Source organism: Shewanella sp. NKUCC01_JLK (assembly GCF_019345615.1).
GTDB lineage: Bacteria > Pseudomonadota > Gammaproteobacteria > Enterobacterales > Shewanellaceae > Shewanella > Shewanella oncorhynchi.
This window is the reverse complement of record NZ_JAHKRD010000008.1, coordinates 204,190-229,938: the sequence shown is the minus strand read 5'-3', so window position 1 is coordinate 229,938 and position 25,749 is coordinate 204,190. Positions and strand designations below refer to the sequence as shown.

Genomic DNA, 25,749 nt, shown 5'->3' with positions numbered 1-25,749 from the left:
CCTGATCCCATCCCGAACTCAGAAGTGAAACGCAAACGCGCCGATGGTAGTGTGGGGTCTCCCCATGTGAGAGTAGGTCATCGCCAAGCGCCTAATTATCTCATTGAGATGTAACCAAGCCAGCTGAATAAGCTGGCTTTTTTGCGTCTGTAATTTGTGAAATCCAGCCTAGTGTCTATTCAATTAGTCAGTTTTCCTCCTATTTTTCTCTCGATAATCCCTTTTTTACCTTCCACGATACGAATAATTTGCACCATTTGGCTTTATATCAATTCTATTAATATCCGCGACAACTGTTCTATCAGATTCAGTTCCGGAGAATAAGGCTGCAGTTTTATCTCAGATTATAAAATCTTCTGCCATCTTTATTTGATGCCCCCGCACAGTCCATCATGATCGCGGTATAGCGGCCAAAGAACGTAGCTGTAGAAGTTAAGGCGAGGTGCAGCTGCATATAATCGCGGTTTGCAAAAGGCGCTGTGATGGCTTTGGATGGCGAGTAAGGGGGGTTATTTAGGATAGTCCTGCTGATGAAGCAAGCGATAAATATTGGCTTTTTTAAATGTGATACCAAACTCAGATTGAGTGAATTTAGGACTGAGTGAACTTAGCAACGTTCTTTCCCATCAACTGATCACCTTATGAAGATAAGTTTTGCTGATGTACGAAGGCGTTAAGACACAATGGACAAACGAGCGTTTCGTATAAGCAATGATGGGAATTGGTATTGTGTGGTTTTCACGTATACACTTTTTTACATTCCCCATCTAGCATCAGCTTTTAGGTTGAAATTTCAATGGAATTGCGTGGCTTATTGAGGTTAGTGTCGCTATTGCTGTGTATGCCATTACTGGTGAATGCGGATCGTTTCCTGGTGTCTAGTACTAAACTTGCGGATCAAGATGTTAGCGTCAAGTCTGCTGTGATAGTCCGTTATTGCGTTGATCCTGATTGGCTGCCCTATGAAGGAATACGAGAAGGTAAGCATCTGGGGATTTCATCGGACTATATTCGTCATGTTGAGTCACATTCTTCCCTTAAGTTTCAGCTAGTGCCGACATCTTCTTGGACCGAAACTTTATCTTTTTTGCAAAGTGGTCAGTGCGATTTAACCCCTATGTTGAATAAAACGCTAATACGCGAGACTTATCTGCACTTCAGTGATGTCTATTTCCGCTCACCAAATGTGCTTGTTTCACTTAAAGAACAGCCTTTTCTGCAAGGATTGGAGAATATCAATACGCGTATTTTAGCCGTGCCCAAAGGTTATCGTTTAGCTGAGTATATTCAGCATTATTATCCTCAGATAGAGATGCTTACTGTTGCCAGTGAACCTGCGGGATTGCAGTCGGTTCTGGATAAACGTGCAGATCTGTTTGTTGGGTCAATGTTTTCGGTTAACGCTTACATTCAACAAATGGGATTTGAACATTTAAAAATTGCGGGTTGGGGCGGGCCGGAAGATGAGTTACGGATGGGGGTCGCTTATGGTCAAGAGTCCTTGTTACCTGTGATAAATAAAGCCTTAAACACTGTGAGTGAGCAAGAGCGGATCACGATTTATCAGAAGTGGAATAATGTGACTGTGATAGATGAGACTAACTATTCGCTTGTGTATCAAATTATCTGCGCTACGTGTCTGTTGCTCCTAATGTTGGGGGCGAGAACTTACTTTATGAGTCAATATAATCGAAGATTAACCGATAAGAATAAACAGTTGGAAACTTTACGCGAACAGCTTGAAGCGTCAAATGCCGAACTCGAATTTTTATCTACCCACGACCCCTTAACTAAATTGTATAACCGACATTACTTTAATCGCTTTTTTATTAATAACGAGCAGCATGATAAATCTGCTGGGGCAGGCATGTGCCTTGTAATGATTGATATCGACTACTTTAAAGAGATTAATGACACGCTAGGGCATAACGTCGGCGATCGCATTCTTGAGCAAGTGTCACAGGTATTACAGCACTGTGTGCGTGATTCTGATGTGGTTGCACGTTGGGGTGGCGAAGAATTTGTTATCCTCTGCCAACAGTCATCATTGCCATTAGTTGAAAGCTTGTGTGTGCGGATTGCGCAGAGGATTAACAATTATCAATTTACTGACAATGTTCACTTAACTTGTAGTTTTGGTGTCGCTAAGCTCGCAGAAAACGAACCTATACAATTGTGTTTTGAGCGGGCAGATCGAGCCCTTTATCGTGCTAAAGCACAAGGGCGTAATCAAATGTGCATCGACACGTAAGGGTTTACTCAAGACTGATTTGTGGTTATTTGGCTAAAAGACTGCGATTGAAGTGAGTCGCGGATGTCATCTCTATTTTGGAGATAGGTATAACATGATTGTTCTAGCATCCATGCTTGCAGGTTAATGTTTGATGTTTGTACTGACGATATGATAGAAATCCCTTGAAAATCGCCTTATCCCATTAAAATGAGGTTTATTTAACGGTTTTTATTGATTGAGTGAAAAATAAGCTAAAGTGTTTTACTTATCTGTTTTAGTTCGTGTTTATGGCTATTTACCTAAATTATTACGCGACTTTATCGTGAAAAAGTACTCTAGCCATTTGCGCCGAGCAGGGTTCCAATTTACAATATGCGCCTAAAATAATCTGATGTGCGGTGTGTCGGTGTTTGTCGCATACTCCGTCTACTTCTTAAACTACTCATTAAAGTTGAATCATGACCGAATTATCCAAATACAGAAACATTGGTATCTTCGCTCACGTTGACGCGGGTAAAACCACGACCACCGAGCGTATCCTTAAGCTAACCGGTAAAATCCATAAAATCGGTGAAGTTCACGATGGTGAATCTACCACTGACTTCATGGTACAGGAAGCTGAGCGCGGTATTACTATTCAGTCCGCTGCTGTAAGTTGCTTCTGGAAAGATCACCGTTTCAACGTTATCGACACCCCAGGACACGTTGACTTCACCGTTGAAGTTTATCGTTCTCTGAAAGTGCTTGATGGCGGTATCGGTGTATTCTGTGGTTCAGGCGGTGTTGAGCCTCAATCAGAAACTAACTGGCGCTATGCGAACGAATCTGAAGTTGCGCGTATTATCTTCGTAAACAAGTTAGACCGTATGGGTGCTGACTTCTTACGCGTTGTTAAGCAAACTAAAGACGTATTAGCTGCAACTCCACTGGTTATGGTTCTGCCAATCGGTGTTGAAGACGAATTCACTGGTGTTGTTGACCTATTAACTCGTAAAGCATACGTGTGGGATGATTCTGGTATTCCAGAAAACTTTGAAGTATTAGACGTTCCTGCTGATATGGTTGACATGGTTGAAGAATACCGTGAAATGCTGATCGAAACTGCAGTTGAACAAGACGATGCAGTGATGGAAGCGTACATGGAAGGCGAAGAGCCATCTATCGAAGACATCAAGCGTTGTATTCGTACTGGTACTCGCAAACTAGCATTCTTCCCAACATACTGTGGTTCTGCTTTCAAGAACAAAGGTATGCAACTGGTTCTTGATGCTGTTGTTGATTATTTACCAGCACCAGACGAAGTTGATCCACAACCATTGACTGACGAAGAAGGCAACGAAACTGGCGAATTCGCTATCGTTTCTGCTGATGAGCCATTAAAAGCGTTAGCGTTCAAAATCATGGATGACCGTTTCGGTGCCCTGACTTTCGTACGTATCTACTCAGGCCGTCTGAAGAAGGGTGATACCATCCTGAACAGCGCGACTGGCAAAACTGAACGTATCGGCCGTATGTGCGAAATGTACGCTGACGACCGTATTGAAATTGAATCAGCTCAAGCTGGCGACATTATCGCTATCGTGGGTATGAAGAACGTTCAAACTGGTCACACTTTATGTGACGTGAAACACCCAGTTACCTTAGAAGCTATGGTGTTCCCAGAGCCAGTTATCTCTATCGCAGTAGCGCCAAAAGATAAAGGCGGTTCTGAGAAAATGGGTATCGCAATCGGTAAGATGATCGCTGAAGATCCATCATTCCGCGTAGAAACTGACGAAGATTCAGGTGAAACCATCCTTAAAGGTATGGGCGAACTTCACTTAGATATCAAAGTAGACATTCTGAAGCGTACTTATGGTGTTGAATTGATCGTAGGTGAGCCACAAGTTGCTTACCGTGAAACCATTACTCAAATGGTTGAAGATCAATACACTCACAAGAAACAATCAGGTGGTTCTGGTCAATTCGGTAAGATCGAATATATCATCCGCCCAGGTGAGCCAAACACTGGTTTCGTGTTCAAATCTTCAGTTGTTGGTGGTAGCGTTCCGAAGGAATTCTGGCCAGCAGTTGAGAAAGGTTTCGCGAGCATGATGAACACCGGTACTATCGCTGGCTTCCCAGTGTTAGACGTTGAGTTCGAATTAACTGACGGTGCATTCCACGCAGTTGACTCATCAGCAATCGCGTTCGAAATCGCTGCTAAAGGCGCTTTCCGTCAGTCTATCGCTAAAGCTAAACCACAACTTCTTGAGCCAATCATGAAAGTTGACGTGTTCAGCCCAGATGACAACGTGGGTGATGTGATCGGTGACTTAAACCGTCGTCGCGGCATGATCAAAGACCAAGTTGCTGGTGTGACAGGTGTTCGCGTTAAAGCTGACGTACCGTTATCAGAAATGTTCGGTTATATCGGTACTTTACGTACAATGACTTCTGGTCGTGGTCAGTTCTCTATGGAGTTCTCACACTACAGCCAATGTCCAGCTAGCGTAGCTGAGAAAGTTGTTGCTCAAGTTAAAGAACGTAAGGCTGCTGAAGCTAAGAAGTAATTCTTAACTTAGCTAATAAAAACCGCTGTCGGCCTCTAGGCTCGCAGCGGTTTTTTTATGGGCGAGATCCAACTGTAATCACCCGCTATGGCTGACGAAGTTTCGTATCCCGTTGTTTAAAAAATGTCAGTTCTCGCTTTATTTTCTCAGCGTTCAGTTTTTTGTTTACTCAATTCGAGCAAGGCCTTGGCCGCCGGTGTTAAAGGTAAACTTTGACGCCAAATAAGCGCCAGATCCCATGTCATTGCGGGCTGCATAGGTTTAAAGACCAGTTTACTGGTGCTTAATCGATTGCAGATAGGCTCAGGTAAAATAGCGACGCCCATATCGGCTTCGACCATGGCGGCGAGGAAATCCCACTGACCGCTGCGAAAGGCAATATTGAGTTGAACACCTGCTTTGCGACTGAGGCGACTAATCAGTTTAGCAAGGGAGAAGTCTTCGTTGTAGAGGATAAAAGGATAGGGTTGGAAGTCCTGCCATTTTAAGTGGTCTTTCTCGGCTAAGGGATGTCCTTCAGGCAGGCATGCGAGTAAAGGGTACTTAGTCAGGGGTTGATTGACTAGTTCTGTCTCATGGGTCGTGGGGAGCGCGGTAAAGGCGATATCGAGACTGTTATTGAGCAATGCTTGTTCGCAGCCGAATCCACCGTACTCATACATGTGTAGTTCAACCCCCGGATAACGCTTACGATAGCTAGTGAGCAAACCAATAATAAGACTGCTCATCATAGGACATACACCCAGTCGCAACCGCCCCGATTTGAGACCGCTAAGGTTACTCATGTCCTCCTGCAGTCTATGCCATTGGCCGAGGATTTCCCGTGCACTGTGCTCAAAGAGCTGACCAGCTTGAGTTAACTCAACCTTTTGGTTATTCCGGATCAGCAAGGTTTCACCAAGGCTTTCTTCAAGTCTCTGGATTATTTTGCTTAGTGTCGGCTGGGTGATAAAACATTTCTGCGCGGCGCGGGTAAAGTTTTCAGTTTCCACTAAGGTCAGAAAACACTGTAAGGTCTTGATTGGGATGTTCATGCTCAAATGGAATCCATATTATGGAATTTATTCATTTTACTAATGATAGCCTAAGTATTACTTTGACCTTGTTAACAAAACAGGGGAATACCGATGAAATCAAGTTCAAGTCTGTGGGTAGGTGCTTTGTGGCAGGCGGCTATGCCTGTGGCAAAAGATGTGCAAAACGCTAAAGCGGCGCAAGTAACTAAAACAGCTCCAGCGGGTGATTTGCATAAAGCAAAACAACAAGTAAACCCAGCCTAGGCTGGGTTTTTACTTTTCTGTGTTTTAGATTCTGCTCTTATTTTTATTTCCCTCGATTCTCACTCTGCCTTTTTAACTTCTGCTCAATCCTTCCTCGGCGAAAGTACTGTTCAGCAACGGATGCTGAACCAGCGATAGACGTTTAGTCTTATATTTACTTGAATGCTCATTACTGGCTCTAAGCCAACTCATTAGGATTGGATGCTTAAATAGCAAAAAAGCCACCCTAATCAATTCGGGTGGCTTGGCTTTGCAGGGGATGGAGATTTACTTGCCGGAGAACTGATTCTCGACGAGTGGTTGCTTGTTTTCGGCCTGAGCGACATGGCATTGAGTACAGAAATAGTTATGCCCGTTCACTGTGCCTTTATCATCAATCACGTGGGACTTAGCTACTGGCGTGGCTTTCATGCGTTTTGCCTTGTCCCAACTATGGCAGCTTAAACAGCCATTTTTATCTAAGGTGATCTTGTAATCGTCCTTATGTGGGATGAGCGGGGGTTGTTCGCTAAAACTGCGCTCAATGGCGGTGCCGCGACTAGGATAAATCGCCATGGCATCGGCTGGGCGAATGTCGGTGATCGCCATGTTTCCTGCGAGGGATTGAATATTAACTGGTGCTACGTTGGTGTCGGTTTGCTGACCTGAACAGCCGGTAATGGCGACGAGTAACGCAGTTAAGGTGAGTATTTTTCTCATTGGTTATTCTCCGCCTTGAAGACTTTCACTGGGCATTTTTTAAAGTCAGTTTCTTTTGACAGGGGATCGGTCGCATCCAATATCAGTTTGTTGACTAACTGGCGCGCATCGAAGAAAGGCATAAATACTACGCCGCGTGGCGGTTTGTTACGGCCTTTGGTTTCAACTCGGGTTTTCACTTCTCCGCGCGGTGAGGCCACTATGATTTCGTCACCACGTTGTACGCCGCGAGCTTTCGCATCTTCTGGATGCATGAAAATCTGCGCGTCGGGGTAGGCACGGTAAAGCTCGGGTACGCGGGCTGTCATTGAGCCAGTGTGCCAATGCTCCAGCACGCGGCCAGTCGACATCCACAAATCGTACTCTTCATTCGGCTCTTCGGCGGCGGGCTCATAGGGCAGGGCGAAAATCACCGCTTTGCCATCTGGCTTGCCATAGAATTTAAAGCCTTCACCCGCTTTGACATAAGGATCGCTCCCCTCAACGAAACGGCGCAGAGTTTCTTTGCCATTAACGACTGGCCAGCGTAGGCCGCGGGTTTCGTGGTAACGGTCAAAGTCGGCTAAATCATGGCCATGGCCACGACCGAAAGCTGCATATTCTTCGAAAATACCTTTTTGCAGGTAGAAACCGAAGTGTTCACTTTCATCGTTTAATTCGGCTTTGCAATCGGAAGTTGGGAACTTGTCGATCACGCCATTGGCAAATAGCACTTCATATAAGGTTTTATCCGCGTATTCCGGTTGTTTGGCTATCAGTTCGGCTGGCCAGACTTCGGAGACTTTGAATCGTTTCGAAAATTCGACTAGTTGCCACAGATCTGAGGTTGCGCCTTCTGGGGCTTTTACTTGCTGATGCCACATATGAGTACGGCGCTCGGCGTTGCCGTAAGCTCCTTCTTTCTCGACCCACATTGCCGTTGGCAAAATTAAATCTGCCGCCATAGCTGTGATGGTTGGGTAGGGATCTGAAACCACGATAAAGTTTTCTGGATTACGGAAACCTGGATAGATTTCATCGTTGATGTTGGGGCCTGCCTGCATATTATTGGTACACATGGTCCAGTAGCAGTTGAGCTTGCCATCTTTGAGCATACGGCTCTGGAGTACGGCATGATAGCCAGGTTTGGCGGGAATCGTCCCAGCAGGTACTTGCCATAGTTTTTCGGTAATGGCGCGGTGCTTGTCGTTAGTGACTTCCATATCGGCGGGTAAACGGTGGGCGAAAGTACCGACTTCACGGGCAGTCCCGCAAGCCGAAGGTTGACCGGTTAACGAGAATGGACTGTTACCCGGTGTGGCAATTTTGCCCGTGAGCAAATGGATGTTGTAAAGCATGTTGTTCGCCCACACGCCGCGAACGTGTTGGTTAATGCCCATGGTCCACAGACTCATGACTTTAACATTAGGGTCGGCATAGGCTTTGGCTAAAATCTCCAGCTTCTCTGGCTCGACGCCACTCATCTTGGCGGCATATTCCAGCGTATAAGTGCTGACAAACTTGGCATACTCGTCAAAGCTAATGGGCGTGGATTTACCATTGCCTGGATTTTTGGCTTTTTTCTCTAATGGATGCTCTGGACGCAGGCCATAGCCGATATCATCTACCCCAAGGGCAAACTTAGTGTGTTTGGTGACAAAGTCGGTATTAACGGCTTTATTTTCAATAATGTAATTGGCAATAAAGTTGAGGATCACTAAGTCCGATTGTGGACGGAACACCATAGGATTATCGGCCAAATCGAAGCTGCGATTTTCAAAGGTTGACAGCACATGCACGCGACAAGTTGGACTGCTTAAACGTCTATCGGATATTCGTGCCCACAGAATTGGGTGCATCTCCGCCATGTTTGCGCCCCAGAGTACAAACTGATCGGCGGCTTCTAAATCGTCATAACAACCCATGGGTTCATCGATACCGAAGGTGCGCATAAAGCCGCCTACGGCTGAGGCCATGCAGTGGCGCGCATTGGGATCTATGTTGTTGGTAAGGAAACCTGCTTTATGAAGTTTAGAGGCGGCATAACCTTCCCAAATAGTCCATTGACCAGAGCCAAACATACCTACCGACGTCGGGCCTTTGGTGGCGAGACTGTGTTTCCATTTCGCGGCCATAGTATCGAAGGCCACATCCCAGCTGACTGGGGTGAACTCACCTTCTTTATGGTATTTGCCGTCTTTCATCCGCAGCAATGGCGTGGTTAATCTGTCCTTGCCGTACATGATTTTTGATAGGAAATAACCTTTAATACAGTTAAGGCCACGGTTGACTGGACTCTCAGGATCGCCCTTAGTGGCGACCACTTTGCCCGCTTGGGTGCCCACTAATACGCTACACCCCACACCGCAGAAACGGCAGGGAGCTTTATCCCACTTGATACTGTCAGCTTGTTCGGCGGCTTCGACCATCTTAATGGGAAGTGTGACGCCAACGGCCGTTGCAGCGGCAACCGCTGCGTTGGCCTTGAGAAACTCGCGGCGGCTTATGCTCATAATATTTCCTCACTCTCTTGTGCTAATGGTTCTACTTGGTGGTAAATCAAGCTGGCAGATAACACGCCGGACAGGGCATTGATGGCTTCAATATTGTCAAGAATCGCTCTTTGGCTACTCCCTTCTAGGGTAACGACCAATTTTCCTTCGGGTGTAATTGCATGAATATCAGTACCCACTAATGCGCGGATATTGGCTTCAACCTGCTGTAAGGCTTTAGGCGTGGCATGCACCACAAGGCTGGTGACGTGGTATTCCTGACTCATATTGGATGACCTGTAGTAGCGTAAACTCGGTTACTTAAGATTAAAAAGGAGGGTAACCGAGTGCTGATACTGGCGAGTCTAGACCTGATAAAAAATGTGGGTATACCTCACAAGAGGTATTGCAAGCGATAGTCGATCCGGATCAAAGTTTTGCGAGTGATCTAACTCCCAGTTTGATATTTAAGCGCTTAGCACTGTCCTCACTAGGACATAGTGAGGAGTACATTTATGGAGAATACTATTGTGCATATCTGGAACCCGTGAACATTAACGGAAGCACAAGTGTGTAGATAGGAATCCTATACTTTTTACCAGTTACAGGTGTTTATAAAATTTCTGGGTAAGAGCAATAGCTGACGTGCATGCTTGCGAAATCCTGCGATAGAACATATTTAGGAACAATTAGTTATATTCACATTGTTTAGTATATATAAGACGTTAATAGCCCGTTAGCTCCATATAACCCGTACCTGTATGGCTGCCAGAGAGTTGCACTGGGCCTTCCCAGTAGGGCGTTGATAATGGCATAGCGCTATTGGCATTGAGCGGGGTGATAGTGAGATCGATATTTTCGCTGGGGATTTTTACTTGCCAGCTAACGGGATAGTCGCCATTGACTGTGTGTTGCCATTTAAGAGGCGTCATCTGAATGTCATTGGGATTGTCAGTGGAATTGATGTTGCGCCCTGTACCATCGGCAAACATTCTTCTGGCGCTATAAAATGCCGAGATAGGCGCATTCTTTGTGTTCTCTGCTGGCGACTGATCCCGTAGCTGAAACAACATCAGCGTCGAGTCATCGTTTAACCTGAGCGCGAACCAATCCCAGCCCTGTTGCGTTTTAGTGAGAAATTGCGAGCTCCATTCCCTGTCGAGCCAACCTTGGCCTGTGACTTGCTCCACTTTGCCATTGCGGTTGATTTCACCTGAAATTTCAATAAAGGGCTGGCTGTAATAGTAAGAGGCTACTTGGCCATCGTGACTTTTAAGGCTATAGCCGTTAACGCCTTGGTATTGCAGTGGTGCTTGGCTATTCAGCTTAAGTCGGTAGCTAAAATCAGGATTCTCCACCGTTAAGGTGGCGGGAAAGAGTGCATTGGTTTCGCTCTGCCAGTGCCAGTTATCGAGGCGGATTTGATAAGGATCTAATTTCACCTCGGCAAACTTGCTATGGCGGCGTGACCACTTTTCGTGGGCCAAGTGAGCATTACTCGAGGTTAATGCACTGTGGGCTAAATAAAGCTGCTGAGTCTCCCAAGTGGATTCACTTTTAGCTATCACATCTGTTCCTTGCGGAACTGTTGTTTGTGGAGCGATTGTTTGCAGAGTTGTTTCTTGCGGAGCAGGGGGTTTAAGGGCGACTCTAAACTGCGTCCACTGGGCGCCGAGTTGCTCACCTTTTTCTGTGGTCAAATTCGCGGTTAGATACCACCATTCTTGGCGAAAACTGTTATGTGCTAAGTGATCCCGCGGAAATTCAAATTTATAGCCGGGAACAACAGGCGTAAAAGCTAAATCATCTTGATTAGTAGAGGTTTTCCCCACCACATTGGCCATGGATTTGGACTGAGTGTTTTGCGTCGATGGCGTTTTATCGCAGCCGCCGATCAGCATTAACCCAACCACTGCCCATACAATACTGAGTGTTTTCATCACAGTGTCTCCTGCTGCAGACTGGCGACCAGTGGTTTACGGGTTTGCCAATACAGCGGTAAGAGTACGGCTAAGGTGCAGGTGGTTAAGGCAATCAGTATTGCATGGCCATAGGCTTGCCAATCCCAAATCATTTTTATCGTCCAGCCAAAGGCTTGCAAGGTGATCTTATTAATAAGCAGGTAACCTAACAGCGCGCCCGTTGGCATAGCGAGCAGGCAAGTGATCAGTACCACAATCAGCATTTGCATAAACACCATACCGCGCAGAGCATTACGACTGACGCCGAGGGAATACAGCCGTGCCAGTGGCGCTTGCCTTGCCTGAGTCAACATTAAGCAGGCACTAAAGAGGCCAATCGCGGCGACAATCAAGGTTAAACTATTCAACACTAAGGTAATGGAAAAAGTGCGTTTAAACATAGCGATAGCTTGGGTTTTAATCTTAGTTTGGCTGTAGATTTGTGCTTGGGATAAACCTAGCTCAGTCGCCAGTTGGACTTGTAGTTGATCGAGTTCTGCTTCACTTATCCTACTGCCTTGCTCTTTACCGTGAAAACTTGCGGCTAAACTGACTGGCAGTACAGGTAACTGGGCCCGTTGCCAAAGTGGCTGGCTGATAATGACCTCGTTTCGGGTATTGCCGTGGTCATAATAAATGCCGCCGATAATGGCTTTGCTGTTACCTGTTTTCTCGAGCACATCCAATGACACAGTATCACCAAGCTGTAATTGGTATTTGATGGCAAGAGGTTCGCTCACCAATACAACGGGTGCATTAAAGTAGGATTGCCACAATGTGGGCAGGCTTTCCTTAAGCGCACTGGTGTGCCGAGTCGAAAATTCATCGCGGCTGAGTAGGCTCACCGGAATCGTCTGCTCGCTCGGATTATCCGTCGAAACTGGCAGTGAAAGCTGGGCTTCAATCTGCCACTGCTGATAAAGACCGCTGACTCTAGGATCGTGCATCAATTGGGTTTGAATCGTGTCGATATGCTGGCTCGGTGGGCGGATATAGAGATCGGCATGCAAGCGGGTTTCTAGCCAAGTCCGCAGGGTTTGCTCGAAGCTTCCAACGAGGGTGTTCATCGACACATTGGCACTGAGCGCCAGTAAGATCGCCATCATTGCAAGGGAAAGCGGTGCAATAAGCTCACGGGTTTCGGCGAGCAGATATTGCCATAATCCGGGACGTGCCAAGGGCATTAACGCACTGACGCCCCAATGCAATAATTGCGGCAACAATAAGGGAATAGCGATAGCGACGATACCGAGCAACACTAAGCTGATGTTATAGTTTTGGCTGAAGGGAAACAGCAATGCCGCTAAGGTCAATAAGCCACAGGCTAAGGCAAATTGAATGCTATGGGTTTTGCGGTGTGCCTGCATTTGCTGATAACGATTCGCCCCTTGTGCCAATGCTTGGCGCGTAAGATCTAAATACAAGGGCAAGCAAGCGGCGAGCGCGGCAATTAAAGTGAGGGCAATTGCCTCAAAAAGCCAAGTCCATTGCCAAATACCGGGGAGTAAGTGGGCGCCATACATTTGCTCTAAGGTCATGGCGACCATAGGTTGCAGCCAGTGGCTGAGTTGCAAACCACTGATAAAGCCCAGACTTGAACCTATGACAACTAACAAAATTAATTCGAACATCAGTGCCGTCATCAAGGCGCGGCGCTCAATTCCCTGTTGTAATAACTGTACTAACAATTTTTGCCGCTTCATTAGGCTGTAGCGCACACCGTTATAGGCGATAAAGAGGCCGACAACGAAGGCTAACATGCTCATGGCATTAAGATTAAGGTGAAAACTGCGGGTCAGCGCTATCAGCGCTTGGCCTTGATCTTGCTGGCTAAAGCTGGCCTTTTGCGGCGTAATCCCTAAAGCGTCGAGTTGGGATTTTAGTTTAGGTAGGTTTTCTCGCTCACTGAACATGGCGATATAGCTCAATCTGCCTTGCATGTTTAGTAATCGCTGGGCGAGGGACATATCGGCCAAGATGGCGCTTCCTAGACCAAAACTGTCATCAATTGCAATGACATCTAAGGTGCTATTTTCTAAAACAAGTTTACCGTCGGGCGCCACTTTGGCAGCTAGGCTGCGGCTCATGATTACTGTGGCTGCGCCGCTGAGGAGATCGGCAAGCGGTAAGTCATTCATCTGTGGCGAGGTAGCTGATAGTGTGTCGGTCGAGGCGTTACTTCTCGATTTTTGTAGTGTTAATGCAGCGATCAAATCGCTGCCTTCCAGTTGCCAGAACTGACCGTTTTTACCGGAGATTTTGCCATTCACGACGGCGAGACTCTGACTTAATCCGGCTCGTCTCAAGGCGAAATAGACAGATTCATCTAAAGTGTTTTGTCCAAGGGGCGGCGTGAGTAGCACATCGGCGCGTTGGCTCAAAAGCTCTGTCGCCTCGCTATAGCTGCGCACGGCATTGTCGTTGGTTGCCTTGACTCCAATGAGCAGAGTCACAGCTAAGGCGATACCGAGCAGAATGGCACCTGCTTGTATGGGCGCATGGCGATAATGGGCGATAAAAACCTTTAGGCTGAGCCACGTCAGCCTAAGCCCCGAGGGAGTCGCCTTAGTGAGCAGTTTATTGTTCATAGATAGCGACTGCACCTTGGGATAAATGCCAACGTTTTTGCATAAAGGCGGCGCATTCTTCGCTGTGGGTGACCATCAAGATACTGGTTTGGCTTTCCCGTGCCAGTTCACACAGTAGTGCCATCACTTGTTTGCCTGACACATCATCTAAGTTACCCGTAGGTTCGTCGGCCAGTAGCAAGGTCGGTTTATGGGCTAAGGCGCGGGCGATGGCGACACGCTGTTGTTGACCGCCTGACAGGGCTTCAACTTGCCGATGAAGTAGTGGCATCAGCCCAAGTTTTTCAACCAGATAGTCACACCAAGGCGACCATGGCTGCGCGGTTAAACTTAAGGAGAAGGCGATATTGTCTTTCACGTTGAGTGGCGTGAGTAAGTTAAATTGCTGAAACACGACACCTAAGGAATTACGTCTGAAACGGCTCCAATCTTTGTCTTGCCAAGTGGAGGTGGACGCTTGTTCTAGCAAGATTTCACCCGAGTCTGGCGTTTCAAAGCCGGCGATCAGGTTGAGTAAGGTGCTTTTGCCGCTGCCGCTGGGACCTGTAAGCGCCACGGTTTCACCTCTGTGGATCTGTAGATTAACCGCTTGCAGTACTTGATGATATTGCTCACCATCGCGAAAGCCTTTGGTGACTTGGTTAAGCTTAGCGACGTCGGCCATTGAGCAACTCCTTTATATCCATTGGCGGCGGGTGTGGTAAGCCGTGTTTCAAACTGCGGCGGCAACTTACTTAGTGGCCGCAATTTAGCATTGCCATTCTATGTTCAAGATAAAGCATTTTCTATTCAGATAGATACTGATTTTTCTTGTAATAGGATCATCTACTGAGTAACAAAACATAAATCGTCATTTGGTGTAAAAATAGTCAACTGGATTAAATCCTCCGCGAACTGTGAGCAAACGGCTTGAGCTGACGCCGCATTTGTTGCATTCTGTGCGTCCTGTTAGCTTGGGAGTAAATCTCAATCTAGCAATCCGTTCGGATGAAGGTAGCAGGAGAGTGGGGAATTGACCCCACACCGACGAGGCAACTTTGGTTTTACAGAAGCGAGTCTTCTTATAAAAACAAAGCACTCTTTCAGGTGCCGATAGGCGTGGACTGTTACTGGACGAGCCTCTGGAGAGACTACCAGTTGCACTCATTGTGCAATCAGGTGGCGCCGAAGGCGAAAGTGTCGTGGTGTTATTGTATAACCTGTGACGCGAAACGCTCAGGCAAAAGGACAGAGGAGAGGATGACTGCACAGTCCCTGTCGTTTGTCGTCGTGGGCTATTTTTACTCTTTTGCTTGAGATGGAGCACTTTTACTCTTATTGAAAGCACTCGTGTAGAGCTCTCGCTTGCTACGCTTTTAGCGTTCAGCTTAGGCGATTCTCGGCCGAGATTAGGTCAAAATAGCTCGCTATAGCGTCCGACTGCGGCGCGTCACAGCCATTTCTTTTCCTCCTCCGTTTATTAATTTTGTTGTTTAATATTCGAGGAATATCATGAGTTTTCAAGCTTTACTTGCCAGTATTAATGGCATCGTCTGGGGCCCAATTACCCTTTGTTTGCTGGTGGGTACAGGGGTTTACCTCACTGTGCGCCTCAAGCTTATCCAAGTATTTCGTCTGCCGATGGCGATGGGATTGTTGTTTAAACCCGCCAAAGGTCATGGGGATTTATCTTCCTTTGCCGCGCTTTGTACTGCGCTGTCCGCCACTATCGGTACCGGTAATATTGTTGGCGTGGCGACGGCAATAAAAATGGGTGGCCCTGGGGCGTTATTTTGGATGTGGCTGGCGGCATTTTTCGGCATGGCGACTAAATATGCTGAATGTATGTTGGCGGTAAAGTACCGTACCACCGATGCTCGTGGGCAGATTGCGGGTGGCCCTATGTATTATATCGAGCGCGGCCTTGGTCTGCCTTGGATGGCGAAATTGTTCGCTCTTTTTGGGGTTGGTGTGGCCTTTTTCGGTATCGGTACTTTTGCACAGGTTAACGCCATCAGCGATGCACTGACGATTGCCTTTGAGGTGCCGACTTGGTTGACCGCGACTGTGTTGACTGTGTTAGTTGCCGCCGTCACTTTGGGTGGGGTTAAGCGCATTTCAAATGTGGCGCAAAAACTTGTGCCTGCGATGTCGATTGGTTATGTGCTGGCCTGCGTGTGGATCTTAGTCGGTTTCTCCGAGCAGATTTTACCCGCCTTAGCTTTAGTGATTGAATCTGCCTTTACGCCACTCTCAGCTGCGGGGGGCTTTTTAGGGGCGACAGTCGCGCAGGCGATTCAAATCGGTATTGCCCGCGGTGTGTTCTCGAACGAATCTGGATTAGGTAGTGCACCCATTGCCGCCGCTGCCGCTAAGACCAATGAACCCGTTGAGCAAGGTCTCGTCAGTATGACGGGTACTTTCTTCGATACTATTATCATTTGCACTATGACGGGGTTAGTGCTGATCATCACTGGGGTATGGAGTGGTGAGACGGCAGGTGCTGCGATGACGAGTGCTGCTTTTGCTCTGGGAGGCTCAGCGCTTGTGGGTCAGTATTTGGTGACGATTGCGCTAGTGTGTTTTGCGTTTACAACGATTTTGGGCTGGCATTATTATGGTGAACGCTGTTGGTATTACTTAGTCGGTGAGCGCGGATTACGCATGTATCAAGTGGTGTTTTTGGTACTGATTGCGGGTGGTGCTTTTATCAAACTGGATGTGATTTGGTTGTTGGCCGATACGGTTAATGGTTTGATGGCTATCCCTAACTTGATCGCCATTGTGGGCTTGAGGCATATCATTATCGCCGAAACCCAAAGCTATTTTGCTCGTATCTTACCTAATCAAACCTTAGAGACGGCTTATTAGTGTTTTTAAAACAATAAATTACTTCACATTATTTTAACTTTGACATTGTCGCCACTAAATTCTTCGTTTACTTTATAAGTGCTATTTTTAAATGCAGTGCTTATAAAATCGAGGGCTTTAGGGCGACACCATGGAAAAAAGTAAACTTCGTACTTTTCGCAGTAGAATTTTATCCCACATAGCCTTGCCTCTCATTTTAATTATGGCGAGTGTCTATGGTGTAAACGCTTGGTTTAGTTATATCTCCTCAGAGAATCGGCTTTACCATAGCCTGACACAAGAGGCGAGTCATTCGGCTTCTCGTCTGCAGTTTCTGCTCGAACATGCGCAGGCCAACACCCAAGGCCTTGCTGATTTTATTGGTTTTTTGTCAAGTAAAGAAGACATGAATGACACTGAGAGTGTTAAAAGTGTCTTGATGAATCGAGTCAAACGTAACCCTGATTTTTTTGGCTCCGCAGTCGCGTTTAAACCTAATACCTTCCCCAATCGAAAGCTCTTTTCCCCCTATGTTTACCGCGATACAAGTGGTGGTAACGATTTACACTACCTCGATATTGGTGCTGAAGGCTACGACTATACCGATGGCACTTGGGATTGGTGGAGTAAGGCTATCAATCAAGCGAACGGTTATTGGTCAAAGGCATATTTTGATGAGGGGGCTGGGAATATTCTGATGTTGACCTATTCGGCTCCTTTTGGTGAGGTAGGCAATTATTTTGGAGTCGCCACGGTTGATTTAGCCTTAGATGGATTGCCAAAACAATTGGGGATTGCACCAAATCGTCTGGTGGTTTTAGACGATCAAGGGCGGCTTATTTATCATATAGATAAAGAAAAAGTGCTGGCAACGACTTCAGCCCAGTGGCTCGATAAGAATAAAAATAAAAATGCCGATTTTTGGACGCTACAGGATAAAAGGCTTGATGGTCAAACAAGGTTTGTTGATAACCAAGATGTTGTTTATCTTGCGAGTATTGCGACTGTACCGCAATTAAAGTGGCGTGTGATTGTATTAGCGCCAGAACAAGATTTATTCAACTCCCTGCTTGATGATCTAGCATCCATCATCCTCAATTTAAGTTTATTAACCCTCTTATTATTGCTGACCTGTTATCTCGCGGCGAAACGGTTAACTCGGCCGCTAGAGCTACTCGAGTCGGGTATCTTGTCCTTTGGACAGGGTAAAACTCAGCAGCTCATTGTACCTAAAGGTGCCGTGAGTGAAATTGTGACGCTGAGTACTACCTTCAATCAAATGGCGGAATTACTCGCAGAACGTGAACAAGCCATTCTTGATTCCCGCGGTAATCGCTTTGCGCGCCTAATTGATGGCATGAGTGAAAAGTCTTTCTACTGTTCCCTTGAACCCAATGGTCAACTCGCCCAGGTTAGTGAGGGGGTAACTAAGGTGTTGGGGATTACCCCTGATTTACTCAAGCGCAAATATCAAAGGCTCTTCTCGGCTAATCCCCTCAATGAGAAGAACTGGGAATATACCGATTTGGCCTTAAAGGGCCAAAATGTGCCTTCGCATCAAGTTGAAATGCTGGATGAAAAAGGGCATTTAAGAAGGCTCGATGTGTTTATGCAGCCGTTATTATCAGATACGGGTGAGTTAATGTCGGTGGAGATGTTATTTACCGATGTTACTGAGCAGTTTTCAGCGGCAGTCTGGTCAAATGCCGTACTAGAAGCCGCTCCAGAGGCCATGCTCATCGTCGACGAACTTGGGAAAATCGTCTTTACTAACAGTCGCTGTCAGCAGCTCTTTGGATACGAAACGGGCGCTATGCTGGGTTTGCAGGTTGAGGCGTTATTGCCGCAAGAGTTAGGAAACGGGCATGTACTTGAGCGGCAAACATTCCTGCGCGAAGGCCGCGATAGAGGCATGGCAAATGCCCGTCATGTACGGGCGTTAAAAGCCGATGGTAATGAATTTATTGCGGAAATAGCGCTGAGTATTCTTCCCCCTGCCTTTGATGGACAAAGGCAAGTGGCGGCTTCAATACGCGATATGACACAAAAACTGGCCGTTGAGCAGAAGATCCGTGATAGCGAACAGCGTTTTCGTGGCTTAGTGACTAATATTCCCGGCGCCGTTTATCGGACTCGTATCGCGGATATATGGTTCATGGAATATATCAGTGACAATATTGCTGAGATTACGGGTTATGCAGCGAGTCAGTTTATTGAAAATCGCCAACGTACCTTTGCTTCGCTGATTTTAGAAGAGGATCGGCCTACATGTCATTTGCATATTGATAGGGCACTCGCGCAGCAAGAAACCTTTGAAGTGGAATATCGTATCCGCCATCGCGATGGCAGTGTGCGCTGGGTGCATGAGAAAGGTAAGGCAAGTTATACCGAAGAGGGCGTTCCACTTTGGTTCGACGGCAGTATTGATGACATCACAGAGAGTAAGCTTGCTATAGGGCAGTTGGAGGCTTCGCGCCTGCAATTGACCAATATTACAGAGTCTATTCCTTGTACCGTGTACCAATTGTTATGGCACTCGCCTACTGATCGCAGATTTACCTTTCTCTCTGGTGCGGCAATGAAAATGCTGGGGCTACATCGTGATGATCTTATTAGTAATTTTGACACCATCGCTGAGCGGATTTTTGATGACGAAAGGCCGGATGTCGTGCGAGCACTTTCGGGTAAGAGTGAAGATAGGTTTCAATGGATCCGCGAGTTTCGTTATCGCCATCCCAATGGCAGCATACGTTGGATGGAAGCGGGTGCGAGCGGCCATATAGAGGAGGATGGCGCTATTACTTGGAATGGGTATGTAATGGACATTACCCAACGCAAGAGCATAGAACAAGAGTTAGCCCTCAGTGAAGCGCACTTTAAGGCACTGTTCGATGGTGCGACCATTGGTATCGTCAATGTGGATGTTAAAGGCGTTATCTTAGATTGTAATGACCAATTCTGTGCCGATATGGCGCGGTCACGGGAGAGTTTACGCAATACCGCAATTTTTGAGGTCCTTAGCGCGCAAGATAAGCATATTGCCAAGGCGCAATTTAAGGAATTGGTCGGTGGCAAAATTGACCATTATCGTGGCGAGAGGAGTTTTATTCGTCCTTCCGGTGCGCCTTTATGGATGACGGTCAATGTGTCGGCATTGTTAGATGCCCAAGGACAATTTGAATCGGCTGTGATCAGTATGGTCGATATGACAGAGCTTAAATTGCTCTCCGATGAACTGTTACTTGCCAAAGAGCAAGCTGATGCCGCCAGTAAAGCCAAGGGTGACTTCTTGGCGAATATGTCCCACGAAATACGCACCCCGATGAACGCCATTATCGGCATGTCGCAGCTGTGCTTACAGACCGAATTAGATAAAAAACAGAAAAACTATGTGGAGAAGATTGAGCGGGCATCGCAGTCTTTACTGTCTATTATCAATGACATTCTGGATTTCTCTAAGATTGAAGCGGGTAAGCTCGACATAGATTCAGTGCCATTTCAGCTCGATACTATGCTAGAAGATCTCAGCGATATGTTCTCTGAAAAAGCCGCCCACAAGCAGATTGAATTGTTATTTGCAGTCGCCCCTAACGTGCCGCGTTATTTATATGGTGATTCGCTACGCTTAGGTCAAGTGTTGATTAACTTGATGAATAACGCCATTAAATTCACCGAGCGGGGTGAAGTATTACTGTCGTTAAATCTTGTTGAACAGCAAGATGATGATGTCGTGCTGCGTTTTAGTGTGCGTGATAGCGGCATAGGCTTAACTGAGCAGCAGCAAGCAAAATTATTTAAATCCTTTACCCAAGCGGATACTTCAACCACCCGTAAATACGGTGGTACAGGCTTAGGCTTGGCTATTTGCAAGCAACTCGTTGAACTCATGGGGGGCAATATTGGTGTCGAAAGTCAATTTGGTCATGGCAGCACCTTCTATTTCACTGTGAAGTTACAAATTTCCGAGGGCCAAAAATTAGTGCTTGAGCAAGAGCTTGAGGGCATGTCTGTGCTGGTGGTAGATGATAACGCGACCGCTAGGGACATAATGCGTACAACGCTCGAAAGTATGGGCTTTAGAGTCGATACGGTTCGTTCAGGTGAAGAAGCAATAAGCCGCTGTTTACTGCAGACCTATGAAGTGGCATTAATCGATTGGAAAATGCCCAGTATGGACGGGTTAGAAACCGCCCGTCAGATCCAACTACAGGCTAAGTCTCAGCCTAAGATCTTTATGGTATCCGCCCATGCGAATCATGAATTTATCACTCAAATTGAGCAATTAGCACTGGCGGGGTACATCAGTAAACCCATCAGCGCCTCACGCATGCTCGATGGCATAATGAATGCGATTGGCCGTGAAGGCATATTGCCAGTCAGACGCCGTACCGAAGACCTGGCGCCGCAGTTATTATTACCACTTCAAGGGAAGCGTATCTTATTAGTGGAAGATAACGAGATGAATCTCGAAGTCGCCAGCGAGTTTTTAGAGCAAGTGGGGATTATTTTATCCATAGCGACCAATGGACAAATTGCCTTAGATAAGCTATCCCAACAGCATTTCGATCTAGTGTTAATGGACTGTCAAATGCCGGTGATGGATGGTTATCAAGCCACTAAAGCGATAAGGAAAAGGCCTGAGTTGGCAAATTTACCTGTCGTCGCTATGACTGCGAATGCGATGGCTGGTGATAGAGATATGTGTCTTCGGGCTGGGATGAATGACCATATTGCCAAGCCCATAGAAGTGAATGTGCTCTATCAAACCCTATTGAAATACCTCGGATCTTCTGGAATTTCTGCTGCGATAAGGGCGGAAGCCTCAACTCGGTTAACTTCGTCCAGCGCACAGGGTGAAGTCAGCAATGGCGCTGATCAAACGGTATTGCTCAAGTGGCCAGAACACCCTGAGCTGGATATCGATAGAGGTTTGCAACTGGTGCAGCATTCGACGCGTCTTTATCAACGAATCTTTGATCGTTTTGTGAGCAGTCAACGTAATGTGGTGGAGCAGGTTCGCAAAGCGATTGCGGCGAATCAAGTCGAAGATGCGGTGCGTATCGCCCACACCCTTAAAGGCTTAGCGGGTAATTTAAGTTCGGCAAAGTTGGTGGAATTAGCGCGTTTGCTTGAGTTGCATTTAACAGAGAAAGTGCCCTATGAAGATGAATTGGTTCAAATTCAACCGCTAGTGTCCTCTATCTGCGATGCGATTGAACACGCCAAACCAGCAGCGGTGAATCAAGCCGAACCTCAAGCCGTTGATTTATTATCTGCTGAAGATTTAAGGGCGGCATTACAGGCCTTGCGGCAGAACTTAGATGATGCCGATGCCAGCGCAGTGGCAAAAATTGATGCGTTAAAGCCGAAGGTGAGTAGTGCGATGTGGCAAACATTAAGCCCCGCTTTATCTATGATTAACCAGTATCAGTTTGATGAGGCAATCGACTTAATTGACGATGTGATTACACAGTTAGGATAGAAAGCGGTAGCGCGAATTTATAATGCGTGACATTGAGTGGAGTTGTTAATGGAAAAAGCAACAATATTAGTCGTCGATGACACACCTGAGAATATCGATATTTTGATTGGTATTTTAGGTGATGATTACAAAGTCAAAGTGGCGATCGATGGCCCGAGGGCGTTAGCGTTAGTGACAAAATCGCGGCCTGACTTGATTTTACTCGATGTCATGATGCCAGGTATGAATGGCTATGAAGTCTGCAAGCTGCTAAAGCAAGAGCCGCTGACCAGCCATATTCCGGTGATCTTCGTGACCGCCTTATCTGAAATTGCTGATGAAGCCCAAGGTTTTGCATTGGGCGCGGTGGATTACATTACTAAGCCCGTAAGTGCGCCTGTCGTTAAAGCGCGGGTTAAAACGCATCTTGCGCTTTATGATCAAAAACGTCTACTCGAACAACAAGTTAAAGTTCGTACCCACGAATTAGAAGAAACCCGTTTCGAGATTATCCGTCGTCTTGGCCGTGCCGCTGAATACAAGGACAACGAGACGGGTCTACATGTTGTGCGTATGAGCCATTACGCCCGCATATTAGCGATAAAGCTCGGCTTACCGACGACCTTTTGTGACTTGATTTTTAATGCGGCGCCTATGCACGATATTGGTAAAATCGGTACGCCCGATGCAGTGCTGAAAAAGCCAGGGAAACTTGATGCGCAGGAATGGGAAATTATGCAGCAGCACGCCGCCATAGGTGCAGAAATTATTGGTGAACATAGCGATCCGTTATTGCAAATGGCCCGTCGTATCGCCTTAACTCACCATGAGAAGTGGGATGGTTCAGGTTACCCCAATGGCTTGGTAGGCGAAGAAATTCCCCTTGAAGGGCGTATCACCGCGATTGCGGATGTGTTCGATGCGCTGACTTCGCAACGGCCTTACAAGCAGGCTTGGACGATTGAAGCAACTATGGAGCTATTTGAAAATCAAGCGGGAAAACATTTCGATCCTAAGCTGGTGGAGGAGTTCAAGCAAATCCTGCCAGAAGCAATTGCCATTCGAGATACTTATTTAGAAAATTGATGCTCGAAGTGCATTGACTAAGATAAAGGCGCCATTGGCGCCTTTATTCTGCTTCAATATTTTATACTAATTATATTAAATCAAAGCATTACGCTTCATCTAATGAGTAGGGCAGTGCTTGGATCGTTAAATGTGATTGTTCATCGTCGGCAAAACGTAGCTGAGTATCATTAGCCGTGTCATTAGGAAGTACGGCGGTTAACAAGACTTGATTGCCACGCTGCACAAACTCAATGATTTGACCGCCACGGCGAAAACTGTCTTCCATCGCGATTTCGAGGCCTGATGCTAGGGTGATTTGAAGATTGGTGTGACCGCGCAAAATATACAGGGCGCGTTTATTACCACCACGATATTTCATTCGCGCTATGGTTTCTTGTCCCATGTAACAGCCCTTATTGAAGCTGATACCGTTAACCGCTTGTAGATTACACATCTGCGGTACGTACTGGCTGGCATGGCTGGCGGCAAGATTGGGGTAACCCGCTGCAATCTCTAACGCTTGCCATGCACTGGCGTCAAATACACTCAGTTCCGATTGCGCAACTAAAGCTGCTGCGGCATCTGGTGTTAATACTAAAATAAAACGTTCAGCGTCTTTTAAAATCGCACCATTTTCAATGAGTGTGAGCTCTTGCTGAATGTCACCAAAATGTTTGTTCACGAATTGGCTTGCCTGTTCACCGGCAACCCCGAGCAGAGTCCATTCAGCGGATGCATTGCTTAGGGTGGCTTTACTAAACACGGCATATTTTTGTAACTGGGGTAAATCGACTTCGATGGCATCCTTTGGCATCAACATAAAGAGTGCATCTTGAATGGCAAAGGTTCTGAAACTGGCCAGCATTTTACCTTTAGGATCGCAATGCGCGCCCCAGCGCCATTGATCCGTGGCCAATGAGCTGATATCTGTGGTCACTTGGCCATGGATAAAACTGCGGCCTTGTTCTCCAACGACTTTGATGAGGCCCAAATGAGATAAGTTGGCAAGCATAAGTGGAGGCAAGGTAGCGTCCAGATCCCAATGGGGCGTAGAAACTGAAATAGTCATAGCGAGATCCTGAAAATGAAGACGATGTGAGAGGCTAGATTGTAACGGAATTCCAGTTGGCTCAAAAGCATAAGGCGCACATATCTGTGAATGATCTGTGCGCCTTATTATGTGTGCTTTAGTCGATAGGCTTAAAGCGAGTGGAGTTTAAAGTTTAAAACAGCACGCGGGTACGTAATGTACCTTCAATGGCTTTGAGTTCAACTAAGGCTTCTTCCGCTTGAGTTGTGTCGACTTCCATCACGACATAACCAATTTCTGCGGTGGTCTGCAAATATTGGGCGGCGATGTTGATGCCTTTTTCCGAGAAGGCTTGGTTGATCTTGATCAACACGCCCGGACGGTTTTGGTGAATATGCAGCAAGCGCGAGGTGCCTTTATGTGTTGGTAATGACACTTCAGGGAAGTTAACCGCAGAAACGGTTGAGCCGTTGTCTGAGTATTTAGCGAGCTTACCCGCGACTTCGATACCAATGTTTTCTTGGGCTTCGGCCGTGCTACCGCCGACGTGCGGCGTGAGGAGAACATTGTCTAAACCGCGTAGAGGACTGATAAATTCATCGTCATTCGATTGTGGTTCAACGGGGAATACATCGATTGCGGCACCTGCGAGGTGACGTTCTTTTAACGCAACGGTTAAAGCTTCAATATCGACTACAGTACCGCGTGATGCGTTGATAAAGATGCTGCCCTTTTTCATTGCTGCAAACTCGGCAGCGCCTATCATGTCTTTTGTTTGTGGAGTTTCAGGGACATGTAAGCTTACTACATCAGCTTGTGCTAATAGGAGTTCCAACGAATGGACTTGTTGTGCGTTACCTAGTGGCAGTTTGTCTTCGATATCGAAGAACACGACGCGCATACCTAAGGTTTCCGCCAGAATGCCAAGTTGAGTACCAATATGGCCGTAACCAATCACACCTAAGGTTTTACCACGCACTTCATAGCTGCCCGCTGCGGTTTTCATCCAGCCGCCACGGTGAGCGATAGCGTTGCGTTCAGGGATACCCCGCATCAACATAATGATTTCGCCAATCACGAGTTCTGCAACACTGCGAGTGTTTGAGAAGGGAGCGTTAAATACTGGGATACCAAGGGATTCGGCGGTGGCAAGGTCAACTTGGTTGGTTCCAATACAGAAACATCCTATCGCGATTAACTTCTCGGCACGTTTCAGCACCTCTGCAGTTAATTGGGTACGCGAACGAAGTCCCACAAAATGCGCATCTTTAATGGACTCAAGTAAGGCTTCATCGCTTAAGGAAGCTTTGTGGTATTCGATATTGGTGTATCCCGCACGTTCAAATACATCGACCGCAGATTGGTGGACGCCTTCCAACAGCAGGATCTTGATCTTATCCTTGTCCAGCGAATGTTTCGCCATGATATGGGTACCCTCTAATTAATAGAAATGTTTCTTATGATATGCTCACAACCTTCACCCACCAAAGTAGCACTTTTTTTGCTCAGTGTGGAGGGCTAGATGGCTAAAGTTAATATTCTAAATTTAGAACAATATCGCATAAGAGGAAGAAACA

The 25,749-nt window shown here is 46.7% G+C and carries 15 protein-coding genes, 1 rRNA gene and 1 riboswitch; of the genes, 7 read left to right on the top strand and 9 right to left on the bottom strand.

Annotated elements, in window-relative coordinates:
* The 3 genes from rrf to fusA all read left to right on the top strand — a co-directional run.
* Positions 1-89: ribosomal RNA gene (gene rrf, locus KO537_RS10855) — 5S ribosomal RNA — on the top strand; the annotation flags it as partial.
* A 707-nt stretch (positions 90-796) separates the two neighbouring features.
* Positions 797-2,251 carry a diguanylate cyclase gene (locus KO537_RS10850; protein ID WP_173246758.1) on the top strand — a complete coding sequence of 485 codons (1,455 nt, stop codon included), beginning with the start codon at positions 797-799 and terminating at the stop codon, positions 2,249-2,251.
* A gap of 440 nt (positions 2,252-2,691) precedes the next feature.
* The gene (fusA, locus tag KO537_RS10845) at positions 2,692-4,785 is read left to right on the top strand and encodes an elongation factor G (RefSeq protein WP_105251504.1); all 2,094 of its coding nucleotides are present in this window, start codon (positions 2,692-2,694) and stop codon (positions 4,783-4,785) included.
* A gap of 146 nt (positions 4,786-4,931) precedes the next feature.
* Here fusA and KO537_RS10840 read toward each other — a convergent pair whose 3' ends face one another.
* Positions 4,932-5,819, bottom strand: a complete 888-nt coding sequence (locus KO537_RS10840; protein WP_173246755.1) for a LysR family transcriptional regulator — start codon at positions 5,817-5,819, stop codon at positions 4,932-4,934.
* Positions 5,820-5,912: 93 nt separating this feature from the next.
* On the opposite strand from KO537_RS10840, the gene KO537_RS10835 reads away from it, so the two are divergent.
* Positions 5,913-6,065, top strand: coding sequence for a hypothetical protein (locus KO537_RS10835; RefSeq protein WP_081729124.1), 153 nt, complete (start codon positions 5,913-5,915; stop codon positions 6,063-6,065).
* Between the two features lie 267 nt (positions 6,066-6,332).
* Here KO537_RS10835 and napB read toward each other — a convergent pair whose 3' ends face one another.
* The 6 genes from napB to KO537_RS10805 all read right to left on the bottom strand — a co-directional run bounded on the left by napB (position 6,333) and on the right by KO537_RS10805 (position 14,448).
* Positions 6,333-6,764, bottom strand: coding sequence for a nitrate reductase cytochrome c-type subunit NapB (gene napB, locus KO537_RS10830; protein WP_173246752.1), 432 nt, complete (start codon positions 6,762-6,764; stop codon positions 6,333-6,335).
* A complete protein-coding gene (gene napA / locus KO537_RS10825; protein WP_219234464.1) occupies positions 6,761-9,256 on the bottom strand; it encodes a nitrate reductase catalytic subunit NapA in 2,496 nt (831 codons plus the stop codon). The genes napB and napA overlap by 4 nt, the downstream gene beginning before the upstream one ends.
* Entirely contained in the window at positions 9,253-9,522 is a 270-nt protein-coding gene (locus tag KO537_RS10820; RefSeq protein ID WP_219234463.1) for a chaperone NapD, read from the bottom strand. The genes napA and KO537_RS10820 overlap by 4 nt, the downstream gene beginning before the upstream one ends.
* Positions 9,523-9,960: 438 nt before the next feature.
* The gene (locus tag KO537_RS10815; protein WP_173246746.1) at positions 9,961-11,175 is read right to left on the bottom strand and encodes a lipocalin-like domain-containing protein; all 1,215 of its coding nucleotides are present in this window, start codon (positions 11,173-11,175) and stop codon (positions 9,961-9,963) included.
* Positions 11,175-13,784 (bottom strand): ABC transporter permease, encoded by a 2,610-nt coding sequence (locus KO537_RS10810; protein ID WP_219234462.1) that lies wholly within the window; start codon positions 13,782-13,784, stop codon positions 11,175-11,177. The genes KO537_RS10815 and KO537_RS10810 overlap by 1 nt, the downstream gene beginning before the upstream one ends.
* A complete protein-coding gene (locus KO537_RS10805) occupies positions 13,774-14,448 on the bottom strand; it encodes an ABC transporter ATP-binding protein (RefSeq protein WP_173246740.1) in 675 nt (224 codons plus the stop codon). Before KO537_RS10805 ends, KO537_RS10810 begins: the two co-directional genes overlap by 11 nt.
* A gap of 447 nt (positions 14,449-14,895) precedes the next feature.
* Positions 14,896-15,025, top strand: a riboswitch (glycine riboswitch).
* A 250-nt stretch (positions 15,026-15,275) separates the two neighbouring features.
* On the opposite strand from KO537_RS10805, the gene KO537_RS10800 reads away from it, so the two are divergent.
* From KO537_RS10800 to KO537_RS10790, 3 genes are all read left to right on the top strand, one after another.
* Positions 15,276-16,634, top strand: a complete 1,359-nt coding sequence (locus KO537_RS10800) for a sodium:alanine symporter family protein (protein WP_105251512.1) — start codon at positions 15,276-15,278, stop codon at positions 16,632-16,634.
* A 130-nt stretch (positions 16,635-16,764) separates the two neighbouring features.
* Positions 16,765-22,095 carry a PAS domain S-box protein gene (locus KO537_RS10795; protein ID WP_219234461.1) on the top strand — a complete coding sequence of 1,777 codons (5,331 nt, stop codon included), beginning with the start codon at positions 16,765-16,767 and terminating at the stop codon, positions 22,093-22,095.
* A gap of 48 nt (positions 22,096-22,143) precedes the next feature.
* A complete protein-coding gene (locus tag KO537_RS10790) occupies positions 22,144-23,160 on the top strand; it encodes a two-component system response regulator (protein WP_028759378.1) in 1,017 nt (338 codons plus the stop codon).
* Positions 23,161-23,248: 88 nt separating this feature from the next.
* Here KO537_RS10790 and ygfZ read toward each other — a convergent pair whose 3' ends face one another.
* Both ygfZ and serA read right to left on the bottom strand, forming a co-directional pair.
* Complete coding sequence (gene ygfZ, locus KO537_RS10785; protein ID WP_173246731.1) at positions 23,249-24,211, bottom strand: tRNA-modifying protein YgfZ; 963 nt, start codon at positions 24,209-24,211, stop codon at positions 23,249-23,251.
* Positions 24,212-24,365: 154 nt separating this feature from the next.
* Positions 24,366-25,595 carry a phosphoglycerate dehydrogenase gene (gene serA / locus KO537_RS10780; protein ID WP_105251515.1) on the bottom strand — a complete coding sequence of 410 codons (1,230 nt, stop codon included), beginning with the start codon at positions 25,593-25,595 and terminating at the stop codon, positions 24,366-24,368.
* Positions 25,596-25,749: the final 154 nt, after the last annotated feature.